Origin of the sequence: Streptomyces sp. GESEQ-4 (assembly GCF_017948455.1) — a bacterium.
Lineage (GTDB): Bacteria > Actinomycetota > Actinomycetes > Streptomycetales > Streptomycetaceae > Streptomyces.
Window position 1 is genome coordinate 175,497 of sequence record NZ_JAFFSU010000016.1, and the last position, 10,967, is coordinate 186,463.

Consider the following 10,967-nt stretch of genomic DNA (forward strand, 5'->3'; position numbering starts at 1 on the left):
GTGGGGAGCGTCAGAGGCGAGACGATACGTCTCGTGCAAATACGTTGCGGTACATCCGTACATCCGTCAGGAAGGAGCCCGCCATGACGCGAGGCGGAGCCGGAAACATGCTCGGAGTCGGCGGCACCCGCAGAAAGCTCGGCCGCGACGCGCTGCGCGGCAGCGCACGGGGCAGCCGGGTCGGCGGCTCCGTCGATCCCCAGGCCCAGAAGCGGGAGCTGCTGCGCAAGCTCCAGGAGAAACGCGAGGAGGGACGCACCGCAGACGAGTCATCGTGAACGGACCTCCCCCGCCCGGGGGAGATCGTCCCCCCTGCACGCGGGATCCTCCCCCGGCGTCGGGTCGCTGTACTTGAGCGGTCAGCGACCGACACCGGGGAGGAATCACGATGCGCACCTGGACGAGACGACGACTGCTCACCGCGACAGCCTCGACGGCCTCGGCAGCGGGCCTGGCCGTCGCGGCCACCGTTCCCTCGCGGGCGGCAACAGGCGGCTCCCGCGCCGGAAACGACGACGTACTGGACGCCTTACGGGCCCTGCCCGGACTGCGGGTGATCGAGGAACGGCCGGGCGCCGAGCCCGGGTACCGCTTCTTCGTCCTCGGCCTGCGCCAGCCCGTCGACCACACGGACCCCGCGGCCGGCACCTTCGAGCAGCGCCTCACCCTGCTGCACACTTCGGCCGACCGGCCGACGGTCCTGTTCACGACCGGCTACGAGGCGACCCTCAGCCCATACCGATCCGAGCCGACCGTCCTGTTGGACGCCAACCAACTCCAGGTCGAGCACCGCTACTTCGGCACGTCCCGCCCGCCGGCCCTCGACCACACCCACCTGACGATCCGCCAGGCCGCCGACGACCACCACCGCGTCGTCCGCCTCTTCCGTCGCCTGTACGGCGGCGCGTGGATCTCGACCGGCGGCAGCAAGGGCGGTATGGCGAGCGTCTACCACCGCCGCTTTCATCCGTACGACGTGGACGGCACCGTCGCCTACGCCGCGCCGAACAACGTCGACGACCGGGACGACTCCGCCTACCTCCGCTTCCTGGAGACCATCGGCACCGCCGAGACGCGCGACGCGCTGAAGGCGGCCCAGCGGGAGATCCTGCTGCGCCGTTCCGACATGGTCGCCCGTTACGAGGCATGGGCGGCGTCCAACGGCACCGGCTTCCGCGTCGTCGGCAGCGCGGACAAGGCACTCGAGATCGCCGTCCTGCGCGTGCTGTTCATGTTCTGGCAGAACGGCACGGGGGACGGCAGCACCATCCCGGGCCCGGCCGCCACGACCGATGAGCTGTACGCGTGGCTGGAGCGCACCGCCGCGCTGCCCGTGTATGCCGACGAGACCGCGACGCACTACATCCCCTACTGGTATCAACTCGGCACGCAGATGGGCTACTTGAGTGTCCCCACCGCCCACCTGGCCGGATTGCTGCGCTATCCGCGGGCCATCGAGCCCCGCAGTTTCGTGCCACGTGACATCCCCCTGCGCTTCGACTCCGACGCCATGCCGGACATCGACCGCTGGGTCCGCCGGCGTGGCAGCCGGCTGCTGTTCGTCAACGGCGCGATGGACCCGGCGGTCGCCGAGCCCTTCCGTCCCGGCGCACACGACTCACGCGTCCTGTGGGCGCCCGACACGAACCACCACGTCAGGCTGGAGGACCTGTCCCCCGCCGACCACGCGGCGGCCGTCGCCACCCTGCGCCGCTGGGCAGGCGTGGCAGACGTGTCCTAGTCCCGGGTGTCCGGGGGCCACGGGTCGCCCCAGTCGGCGTCGCGGGCGGCCTTGTACGTGTCCCCGTGGCGTTTGGTGATGGTGACCCGGCGCAGGGAGGGGTCGGTCTCGCAGAGGTCGAGGAGGACCTGGCCCTTGCGGATCTGTGGTTTGCGTACGACGCGGGAGGGGGCCGGGGTGACGGTGACCGGGAGGCGGGTGGCGGCGACGTAGGCGAACTTCTCGTCCTCGTAGGCGAGGGAGCCGCCCTTGACCTGGCGGTGGAGTGAGGAACGGCTGACCCGGGCCGAGAAGTGGCACCAGTCCGTGCCGGGGACGATGGGGCAGGCCTCGCTGTGCGGGCAGGGGGCGGCGATGCGGAATCCGGCGGTGATGAGGCGGTCGCGGGCCTCGATGATGCGGGAGTAGCCGGCGGGGGTGCCGGGTTCGACGATCACCACGGCCTGGGCGGCGGTGGCGGCGGCGTCGATGAGGGCGGCTCGGTCGGGGGCGGTGAGTTCGTTGAGGACGTAGGAGACCGTGACGAGATCAGTGCTCTCTATTGTGAGCGCCGATCCGATACGAGAGCGCTGCCAGCGTACGTCCCGCAGCGCCGGGTTCGCGGCGGCGATCTCCCTGCCGAGGGCGAGCGCGGGCTCGGCCCAGTCCAGCACGGTGACGCTGCGCTCGCCGGGCCAGGTCGCGGTGACGGCCCAGGTCGCGGCGCCGGTCCCGCCGCCGACGTCGATGTGACTGCCGGGCGCCCACTCCGGCACGGCCTGCGCGAACGCCTCCAGCGCGGAGTGGGTCGCCTCGAACGTCGCCGGCATCCGGTACGCCGCGTAGGCCGCCACGTCTGCTCGGTCGCGGAGGATCGGGGTGTCGGTCGGGGTCGCGCCGCGGTAGTTCGCGATCAGCCGGTCGACGGCCTGCGCGGCCTGGCGCGACGGAAGGCCGTCGAGGAGGGCGCCGAGGGCATCACGCAGGGTCTCGGCCGGGCGCACGGGGACATTCACCCACCGATTCTACGAGCGCGCCGGACGCGACTGCGGACCTGGCTTTTCCTCGCGGGGGCGAGAAGCATCCTGCGGCACCGCTACGGCAGCGTCAGGATCTCCGCCCCCGTCTCCGTCACCACCAGCGTGTGCTCGAACTGGGCCGTCCGGCGGCGGTCCTTCGTGACGACCGTCCAGCCGTCGTCCCACATGTCGTACTCGTGCGTGCCGAGCGTCAGCATCGGCTCGATCGTGAAGGTCATGCCGGGCTGCATGATCGTGGTGGCGTGCGGGCTGTCGTAGTGCGGGATGATCAGGCCCGAGTGGAAGGACGAGTTGATGCCGTGGCCCGTGAAGTCCCGGACGACTCCGTAGCCGAAGCGTTTCGCGTACGACTCGATCACGCGGCCGATGACGTTGATCTGGCGGCCCGGCTTGACCGCCTTGATCGCGCGGTTCAGGGACTCACGCGTGCGCTCCACCAGCAGCCGGCTCTCCTCGTCGACCTCGCCGACCAGGTACGTCGCGTTGTTGTCGCCGTGCACCCCGCCGATGTACGCCGTCACGTCGAGGTTGATGATGTCGCCGTCGCGCAGGACGGTGGAGTCGGGGATGCCGTGGCAGATGACCTCGTTGAGGGACGTGCACAGGGACTTGGGGAAGCCGCGGTAGCCGAGCGTCGACGGGTAGGCACCGTGGTCGCACATGTAGTCGTGCGCCGCCTTGTCCAACTCGTCCGTGGTCACCCCGGGGGCGATCAGCTTGGCCGCCTCCGCCATCGCCCGCGCGGCGATCCGCCCGGCGACGCGCATCGCCTCGATCGTCTCGGGCGTCTGCACCTCCGGGCCGGTGTACGGCGTCGGCGCGGGCTTGCCGACATACTCGGGGCGACGGATGTTTCCGGGCACGGGACGGGTGGGGGACAGCTCCCCTGGAACGAGCAGCGACTGGCCAGACATGCCAGCGAGTCTAGACGGCGGGCATGGGGGAACATGTCTGTGGTGAAAGGAGCCGGTCATGGCCCTGTTCAAGAAGCGGACCGTCGGCAAGCCGGGCGAGTGGTACTACTGCCTGGAGCACAAGAAGGTGGAGGAGGGGCCCGAGTGCCCCGCCAAGGACCGCTTCGGCCCGTACGCCACCCGCGCGGAAGCCGACCAAGCGATGGCAACGGCCCGCGAACGCAACCTGGAGTGGGAGAACGACCCCAGGTGGCACGACACCCCGGCGACGAAGACCGACGACGACTGACTAATCGGCCCTGAAGTCGCGCCCCATAGGGGCGCGGGGAACTGCGCGACAAGCCACAACGGCGCCGCACCCAAACCACGGACATCAGGTCCCAGTCGGCGCAGCCACCCCGCGCTCCCGCTGCCGCACCGCATGCTCATTCGTGCGCTCGTCGTAAGTCATCAGCTTCGGCAGACACAGCGCCAGCAACCCCACCGCACCCGCACACAGCAGCCCGCCCGACCACACCGACGCCCGTACCCCCCACACCGCGGCGAAGCCCCCCGCGCGGACCTGCCCGACGGTCGGGCCGACCGAGTACGACAGCAACTCGATCCCGGCGAGCCGCCCCCGCAGCTCGTCCGGGATCGTCTGGTTCCACATGGCCGCGCGGAAGATCCCGCTGACCATGTCGCAGCCGCCCGCCACGGTCAGGAACAGCAGCACCAGCCATACGTCGCCGACGACTCCGGCGGCCGCGATCGCCAGACCCCAGAGGGCCGCCGACACCACCACCATCCGGCCGTGGCGATGGACCCGTGACGTCCAGCCGCTCGTCAGGCTCACCAGCATCGCGCCGAGCGGGACCGACGCGTACATCAGGCCCAGCGCCCACTCGGCGTCCAACTCGTCCGCGAGGAACGGCAGTACGGCCAGCGGCATCGCCAGGAACATCGCCGCGAGGTCGACGGCGTAGGTGCCGAGCAGCTCCTTGCGGCTCCACGCGTACCGGGCGCCCTCGGCGATGGCCTTCAGCGACGGCTTCGCCGCCTCGTGGGACGCAGGGGAGGGGGCGATGCGGAGGATCAGTACGACGGAGACGACGAAGGTCGCGAGGTCGGCGCCGTACGCCCAGCCCAGGCCCGCGTACGCGACGACCACGCCCGCCAGGGCCGGGCCCGCGACCCCGCCGAACGTCCAGCGGAAGGCGTTCAGCGAGGCCGCCGCCGGCAGGTGCTCGTGGGCCACGATCCGGGGCCAGAGGGAGTCGAGCGCGGGCCGCTGCACGGAGAACAGGGCGGAGGACAGGGCGGCGACGACGTACAGCGGCCAGATGGCGGGCTGTGGGAGGAGCGCGTTGACCAGCAGGGCCACGGTGAGCAGGCCCTGGCCGGCCTCGGTCCAGATGATCAGCTTGCGCTTGTCCCAGGCGTCCGCGAGCGCCCCGCCGTAGAGCCCGAAAACCAGCAGCGGTACGAGTTCCACGGCGCCGATCGCGCCCACCGCCGCTGCTGATCCGGTCAGTTCCTTCAGCTGCACCGGAAGCGCGACGAAGGTGAGGAAGCTGCCGAAGTTCGAGATCAGCCCCGAGAACCACAGCCGCCGGAAGTCACGGGAGGCCCGCCAGGGTGCGAGGTCGGGCAACAGGGCGCTGAGGCGGGAAGGGGGGTCGGGGGAGTCGTCGGTCACGGGGGCTCATGGTTCGGGACGCCCGGAGGTGGGGCAACCGAATTACCAGGGGGTGGGGGGTGGTGCGGTCAGCTCGTCCGCCAGCCGCGACAGCCGGTCCCGAAGCCTCCGCCGTCCTCGGGAGACCGGCAGCGAACTCTCCCCGGCCGCCGCGCTGACCAGATGCTGCACGGTGTCCAGGTCCAGCTCCGCCGACTCGGACACGGCCAGCCTCTCGTGCGCCATCGCCGCCAACTCGCCCTCGTCCGCGCCGAGCGCCAGCACCGTCGCCCCGGCCCGCCGAGCGTCGTGAACCCGCTCGAGGGTCGCGGGCGTGCAGGAGCCCGCCGGTGAGACCACCAGCAGCGTCTCTCCACGCCGGGCCGCCGCGAGCCGGCCCAGACCCACGGCCAGGTGCGCCGGATCCGAGGGGCGCGCGTCATGTCGTACGAGAGTCGGCGACAGCTCCGGCGTGCCCGACCACGCGGCCTCGTCGACGAGATGGGCGGCGAGATGCCAGGGCTCGTACTCCGGTGTGCCGACCAGCAGCAGGCCGCCGCCGTGCGACACGACCGAACCGCGCAGCACCCCCGCGAACCGTCGCGTGGCGCCCAACCACTCGGTCCCGGCGAGCACTTCGCGCAGCAGCGCGACCCGTACGGCGTCCATGCGACGGCATCCTGCCGCAACCAGCGACTTGTGATGTGGAGTTCACCACGAATTCGCCCATGATGGGCAGACGGCCGGATCGCCGCCGAACACGTCACGAGGAGTACGCGCATGTCAGAGACCAGCGTCCCGTTCCGTGCGGGCGACGACGGCTACGCCAGCTACCGGATCCCCGCGGTCGTCGCCACCGCCTCCGGAACGCTGCTCGCCTTCTGCGAGGGCCGTGTCGACTCCGCGAGCGACTACGGGCACATCGACATCGTGCTGAAGCGGTCGACGGACGGCGGCCGCACCTGGGGGCCGTTGCAGGTTGCCGCCCGCAACGGCGGCGACCTCGCGGGCAACCCCGCCCCCGTCGTCCTCGACACCGGCCGCGTGCTGCTCGTCCAGTGCCGTTCCGCCGCCGACGCGGCCGAGAGCGCGATCCTGCGCGGCGAGGTCAAGGACCAGGACGGGCGGCGGGTGTGGGTGCAGCACAGTGATGATGAGGGGGTGACGTGGTCGGAGCCCCGGGAGATCACGCATCAAGTCAAGGAGGTCGGCTGGCGCTGGTACGCCACCGGGCCCGGCCACGCCCTCCAGCTGAGCACCGGCCGGGTCGTCGTCCCCGCCAACCACACCGTGCCGCCCACCGGCTCCGATGTCGGCAACGAGCCCCGGTACAACGGCGGCCACTGCCTGCTCAGCGACGACCGCGGCGAGACCTGGTACCTCGGCTACGTCGACGACAGCCCGACCGACTACCTCAACGCCAACGAGACCACCGCCGCCGAACTCCCCGACGGCCGCGTCTACTTCAACACCCGCACCGACTCCCGCTCGCCCGGCAACCGCGCCGACGCCCACTCCGAGGACGGCGGCCGGACCCTGGTGAAGCCGTTCCGCCCCCAGGCCGGACTGACCGCCCCCGTCTGCCAGGCGAGCCTCCTCCAGCTCCGCGACCCCGACCTGCTCCTGTACTCAGGCCCCGCCCACGGCCGCGCCCTGATGACCCTGCGCGCCTCCACCGACGGCGGCACCACCTGGCGGCCGGCGTTCACCGTCGACGGCCTCCCGGCCGGGTACTCCGACCTGGTCCGCGCCGACGCGTCCACCGTCGGACTGCTTTACGAGACGGGGGACTTCAACCCCTACGAGACGATCAGCTTCCGCCGCATCCCCGTGACGGAGCTCACCTGACCCGGTGGGGCCGCGGGCACGGACGTAAAGTCGGCCCATGACCTCTACCGACAGTGCTGCACAGAAGCCCGCGAAGGCCCCCGCCAAGGATCCCTGGGACCTGCCCGACGTCTCCGGTCTCGTCGTCGGCGTGCTCGGCGGGACCGGGCCGCAGGGCAAGGGCCTCGCCTACCGGCTCGCCCGGGCCGGCCAGAAGGTGATCATCGGCTCGCGGGCCGCCGAGCGCGCGCAGTCCGCCGCCGGGGAGCTGGGGTACGGCGTCGAGGGAGCCGACAACGCCGAGTGCGCGCGTCGCAGCGACATCGTGATCGTCGCTGTGCCCTGGGAGGGGCACGGCAAGACGCTCGAATCCCTGCGTGCCGAGCTGTCCGGCAAGCTCGTCGTCGACTGCGTCAACCCGCTCGGCTTCGACAAGAAGGGCGCGTACGCCCTGAAGCCGGAGGAGGGCAGCGCCGCCGAGCAGGCCGCCGCGCTGCTCCCGGACTCCCGGGTGACCGCCGCCTTCCACCATCTGTCGGCGGTGCTCCTTGAGGACCCGGAGGTCGAGGAGATCGACACCGATGTGATGGTGCTGGGGGAGGAGCGCGCCGATGTCGAGATCGTGCAGGCCCTCGCCGGCCGCATCCCCGGCATGCGCGGGATCTTCTCGGGGCGGCTGCGCAACGCCCACCAGGTCGAGTCGCTGGTGGCGAACCTGATCTCCGTGAACCGCCGCTACAAGGCACACGCGGGGCTCCGCATCACGGACGTATGAGGGGATGGGGGACACTGGAGGCAGCGATCCGCAGTGTCCCCCCGACAGGAGCCGACCCCATGCCCCGCCTCGCCCTCTACGCCCTCGCCGTCTGCGCCCTCACCGTCGCCGCGGCCGTCGTCTCCTTCGTGCAGGGCAGCTGGCTGGGCGTCGTGTGGGTGCTGCTGGCGGGGTTGTCGTCGAACATGGCCTGGTACTACGTCAAGCGCGGCAAGGCCGGCCGAGAGGCCTGACGTCACTGGCCGATCTGGCAGTACTCGCTCGTGTCCTGCCAGAAGCGGTACAGGTCCTGACCGCAGTAGGTCTCCAGGTCGGTGATCCCCATGGCGGACAGGATCGAGTCTACGGCGTCGAAGAACACGCTGTTGACCGGCCCCAGCCACAGCAGCGCGAACACGAACAGCAGGCCGAACGGCGCGAACGGCTCCACCTGCCGCTTGACGTTGTGCGACAGCCACGGCTCGATGACCCCGTAGCCGTCCAGCCCCGGCACCGGCAGGAAGTTCAGGATCGCGGCCGTGACCTGGAGCAGCGCCAGGAACGCGAGCGCGTACTGGAAGTCGCGCGGCACGCCGTCGAGCGCGTCCAGCCAGAACGGCGCGGTGCACACGGCGGCGAAGAGCACGTTCGTCAGCGGACCCGCCGCGGAGATCAGGCTGTGCCGCCAACGCCCCTGGATCCGCCCGCGCTCGATGAAGACGGCACCACCGGGGAGACCGATCCCGCCCATGATCACGAACAGCACGGGCAGGACGATGCTGAGCAGGGCGTGCGTGTACTTCAGCGGGTTGAGCGTGAGATAGCCCTTCGCGCCCACCGTGATGTCGCCGCTGTGCAGGGCCGTGCGCGCGTGCGCGTACTCGTGCAGACACAGCGAGACGATCCACGCCGCCGTCACGAACAGGAACACGGCCACACCGGGCTGCTCCGCGAACCCGGTCCAGGTGGCCCATCCGGTGACCGCGGTGACGGCCATGATCCCGACGAAGACGGGACTGATCCGCCGGTCACTGTGGCGGGTGGTGGCGGTGGTCATCGGGCTCCCCTGGCTCATCTGCACTGCGCTGCGAGTGCCCGACGGTACCGGGCCCAGGAGGAGAACGTCTCGCGGTCAGCTGTGGGTTCCGGCTCCGCACCGTTCATGCGCGGGTAAACCCGGAGGCAGCGTGAGGGCGGCAGCAGGGACAATGGGCCCGTGCGCTACCGCATCCTCGGCACGACTCAGGCCCTCCGCACCGACGGCACCACCGTTCCCGTCGGCGGGGCGCGGTTGCGTGCGCTGCTGACGGTGCTGGCCCTGCGGCCGGGGCGGACCGTGCCGGTGAGTGTGCTGGTGGACGAGGTGTGGGACGGCGAGGCGCCGGCCGACGCGACGGGGGCGGTGCAGGCGCTGGTGGGGCGGCTGCGCAGGGCGCTGGGGGCGGATGCCGTGGAGTCCGTGGCGGGCGGGTACCGGCTCGCCGCCTCGGGTGACGACATCGACCTGCATCGTTTCGAGCGGCTGGTCGGTGACGGGCTGCGCGCCCTCACCGACGGCGACCCCGCCAAGGCGGCCGGCGTCCTCGACGACGCCCTCGCGCTCTGGCGCGGCCCCGCCCTCGCCGACCTGCCCGACCGCACCGCGGAGACGGCCCGCTGCGAGACCCGGCGCCTTGACGCGCTCCGCGCCCGGCACGCCGCCGCCCTCGCCCTCGGCCAGGCCGAGCAGTCCCTGCCCGAGCTGACCGCCCTGTGCGACAGCCACCCCCTGGACGAGCCCCTCCAGGCCCTGCGTCTGCGCGCCCTGCGCGACGCGGGCCGCGCGGCGGAGGCGCTGGCCGCTTACGAGGACCTGCGCCGACTCCTGGCGGACCGGCTCGGCTCGGACCCGGGGCCGGAACTGCGGGCGCTGCACGGGGAACTGCTCCGGCCGGAGGAGGGCGCGCACAGGGACGGCTCCGGTCCGCGTGCGGGTACGAGTTCCTCCGGCAGCGGGTGGGGGGCGAAGGGTGCCGGACAGGTCGGGGGTGAGGGCCGTGCGGGCAACCTCCGCGCCCGGCTCACCTCCTTCGTCGGCCGCGAAGCCGACATCGATGCCATCCGCGGCGACCTCGCCGCCGCCCGGCTGGTGACGCTGCTCGGACCCGGCGGGGCGGGGAAGACGCGGCTGTCGCAGGAGGCCGCCGAGGCCGTGCGGGACGTGGCTCGGGACGGGGTGTGGCTGGCCGAGCTGGCGCCGGTCGACGACCCGGCCGCCGTACCGGAAGCCGTACTCACGGCCCTGGGTGCGCGCGAGACCGTGCTGTTCGGGGCCGGAGCGGAGGAGATACGGGCCGGGTTCGAGCGGCATGACGATCCCGTCGTACGGCTCGTCGAGCACTGCGGCCGGCGGCGGATGCTGATCGTCCTCGACAACTGCGAGCATGTCGTCGAGGCCGCCGCCCGGCTGGTCGAGCAGTTGCTGGAGCGGTGTCCCGGGCTCACCGTCCTGGCCACCAGCCGTGAACCCCTCGGTGTGCCGGGGGAGTTGGTGCGGCCGGTGGAGCCGCTGCCGGAGCCGGTCGCGCTGCGGCTGCTCGCGGACCGGGGTGCTGCCGCCCGGCCCGGCTTCCGGGTCGAGGACGATCCCGAGGCCGCCGCCGAGATCTGCCGGCGGCTCGACGGGCTGCCGCTGGCCATCGAGCTCGCGGCGGCCCGGCTACGGATGTTGACGCCCCGTCAGATCGTGGACCGGCTCGACGACCGCTTCCGGCTGCTCACCTCCGGCAGTCGTACGGTGCTGCCCCGCCAGCAGACCCTGCGGGCCGTCGTCGACTGGTCCTGGGACCTGCTCGACTCGGACGAGCGCGACGTCCTGCGCCGTCTTTCGGTGTTCGCGGGCGGCTGCGAACTCGCCGCCGCCGAGGCCGTCTGTGGACCGGCCGCCCTCGACGCACTCGGCTCCCTCGTCGACAAGTCCCTTGTCGTGGCCGGCCCTTCGGGTGAGGGCGGCGAGATGCGCTACCGGCTCCTGGAGACCGTCGCCGAGTACGCGGGCGAACGGCTCGACGAGTCC

12 protein-coding genes are annotated in these 10,967 nt (G+C 71.9%); 7 read left to right on the forward strand and 5 right to left on the reverse strand.

The features are described from left to right. The first annotated feature begins 83 nt into the window (after window positions 1-83). Together KCH48_RS28200 and KCH48_RS28205 are read left to right on the forward strand one after the other, a co-directional pair. Window positions 84-278: a DUF6243 family protein gene (locus KCH48_RS28200; RefSeq protein ID WP_210577698.1), complete on the forward strand. Its 195-nt coding sequence runs from the start codon at window positions 84-86 to the stop codon at window positions 276-278. Window positions 279-388: 110 nt separating this feature from the next. Next, window positions 389-1,741: a S28 family serine protease gene (locus KCH48_RS28205; protein WP_210577699.1), complete on the forward strand. Its 1,353-nt coding sequence runs from the start codon at window positions 389-391 to the stop codon at window positions 1,739-1,741. Here KCH48_RS28205 and KCH48_RS28210 read toward each other — a convergent pair. Then, the gene (locus KCH48_RS28210) at window positions 1,738-2,736 is read right to left on the reverse strand and encodes a small ribosomal subunit Rsm22 family protein (RefSeq protein ID WP_210577700.1); all 999 of its coding nucleotides are present in this window, start codon (window positions 2,734-2,736) and stop codon (window positions 1,738-1,740) included. The genes KCH48_RS28205 and KCH48_RS28210 overlap by 4 nt on opposite strands. 80 nt (window positions 2,737-2,816) lie before the next feature. Continuing rightward, on the reverse strand, window positions 2,817-3,674 hold the full coding sequence (gene map / locus KCH48_RS28215; protein ID WP_210577701.1) for a type I methionyl aminopeptidase: 858 nt from the start codon (window positions 3,672-3,674) through the stop codon (window positions 2,817-2,819). Window positions 3,675-3,732: 58 nt separating this feature from the next. Here map and KCH48_RS28220 point away from each other — a divergent pair, with 58 nt between their 5' ends. Further along, window positions 3,733-3,963, forward strand: coding sequence for a hypothetical protein (locus tag KCH48_RS28220; RefSeq protein ID WP_210577702.1), 231 nt, complete (start codon window positions 3,733-3,735; stop codon window positions 3,961-3,963). A gap of 84 nt (window positions 3,964-4,047) precedes the next feature. On the opposite strand, the gene KCH48_RS28225 is transcribed toward KCH48_RS28220, so the two are convergent. After that, window positions 4,048-5,352, reverse strand: a complete 1,305-nt coding sequence (locus KCH48_RS28225; protein WP_210577703.1) for an MFS transporter — start codon at window positions 5,350-5,352, stop codon at window positions 4,048-4,050. 42 nt (window positions 5,353-5,394) lie between these two features. Continuing rightward, window positions 5,395-6,000 carry a hypothetical protein gene (locus KCH48_RS28230; protein ID WP_210577704.1) on the reverse strand — a complete coding sequence of 202 codons (606 nt, stop codon included), beginning with the start codon at window positions 5,998-6,000 and terminating at the stop codon, window positions 5,395-5,397. Between the two features lie 111 nt (window positions 6,001-6,111). On the opposite strand from KCH48_RS28230, the gene KCH48_RS28235 reads away from it, so the two are divergent. Genes KCH48_RS28235 through KCH48_RS28245 form a run of 3 tightly spaced genes read left to right on the forward strand, consistent with a single transcriptional unit; the run spans window position 6,112 to window position 8,166 of the window. Next, complete coding sequence (locus KCH48_RS28235) at window positions 6,112-7,179, forward strand: exo-alpha-sialidase (RefSeq protein WP_210577705.1); 1,068 nt, start codon at window positions 6,112-6,114, stop codon at window positions 7,177-7,179. A 37-nt stretch (window positions 7,180-7,216) separates the two neighbouring features. Beyond that, the gene (gene npdG / locus KCH48_RS28240) at window positions 7,217-7,933 is read left to right on the forward strand and encodes an NADPH-dependent F420 reductase (RefSeq protein ID WP_210577706.1); all 717 of its coding nucleotides are present in this window, start codon (window positions 7,217-7,219) and stop codon (window positions 7,931-7,933) included. Window positions 7,934-7,992: 59 nt separating this feature from the next. Beyond that, a complete protein-coding gene (locus tag KCH48_RS28245) occupies window positions 7,993-8,166 on the forward strand; it encodes a hypothetical protein (protein WP_210577707.1) in 174 nt (57 codons plus the stop codon). A gap of 2 nt (window positions 8,167-8,168) precedes the next feature. Here the strand turns inward: KCH48_RS28245 and KCH48_RS28250 are convergent, their stop codons facing one another. After that, window positions 8,169-8,969: a site-2 protease family protein gene (locus KCH48_RS28250; protein WP_210577708.1), complete on the reverse strand. Its 801-nt coding sequence runs from the start codon at window positions 8,967-8,969 to the stop codon at window positions 8,169-8,171. Window positions 8,970-9,128: 159 nt separating this feature from the next. On the opposite strand from KCH48_RS28250, the gene KCH48_RS28255 reads away from it, so the two are divergent. Next, the coding region (locus KCH48_RS28255) for a BTAD domain-containing putative transcriptional regulator (RefSeq protein ID WP_210577709.1) at window positions 9,129-10,967 on the forward strand (1,839 nt) is incomplete at its 3' end.

What these genes read in the sequence shown, in the direction of transcription:
- KCH48_RS28200 (WP_210577698.1), top strand. Translation starts at nt 84, where the DNA reads ATGACGCGAGGCGGAGCCGGAAACATGCTCGGAGTCGGCGGCACCCGC.
- KCH48_RS28205 (WP_210577699.1), top strand. Translation starts at nt 389, where the DNA reads ATGCGCACCTGGACGAGACGACGACTGCTCACCGCGACAGCCTCGACG.
- map (WP_210577701.1), bottom strand. Translation starts at nt 3,674, where the DNA reads ATGTCTGGCCAGTCGCTGCTCGTTCCAGGGGAGCTGTCCCCCACCCGT.
- KCH48_RS28220 (WP_210577702.1), top strand. Translation starts at nt 3,733, where the DNA reads ATGGCCCTGTTCAAGAAGCGGACCGTCGGCAAGCCGGGCGAGTGGTAC.
- KCH48_RS28230 (WP_210577704.1), bottom strand. Translation starts at nt 6,000, where the DNA reads ATGGACGCCGTACGGGTCGCGCTGCTGCGCGAAGTGCTCGCCGGGACC.
- KCH48_RS28235 (WP_210577705.1), top strand. Translation starts at nt 6,112, where the DNA reads ATGTCAGAGACCAGCGTCCCGTTCCGTGCGGGCGACGACGGCTACGCC.
- npdG (WP_210577706.1), top strand. Translation starts at nt 7,217, where the DNA reads ATGACCTCTACCGACAGTGCTGCACAGAAGCCCGCGAAGGCCCCCGCC.
- KCH48_RS28245 (WP_210577707.1), top strand. Translation starts at nt 7,993, where the DNA reads ATGCCCCGCCTCGCCCTCTACGCCCTCGCCGTCTGCGCCCTCACCGTC.
- KCH48_RS28250 (WP_210577708.1), bottom strand. Translation starts at nt 8,969, where the DNA reads ATGACCACCGCCACCACCCGCCACAGTGACCGGCGGATCAGTCCCGTC.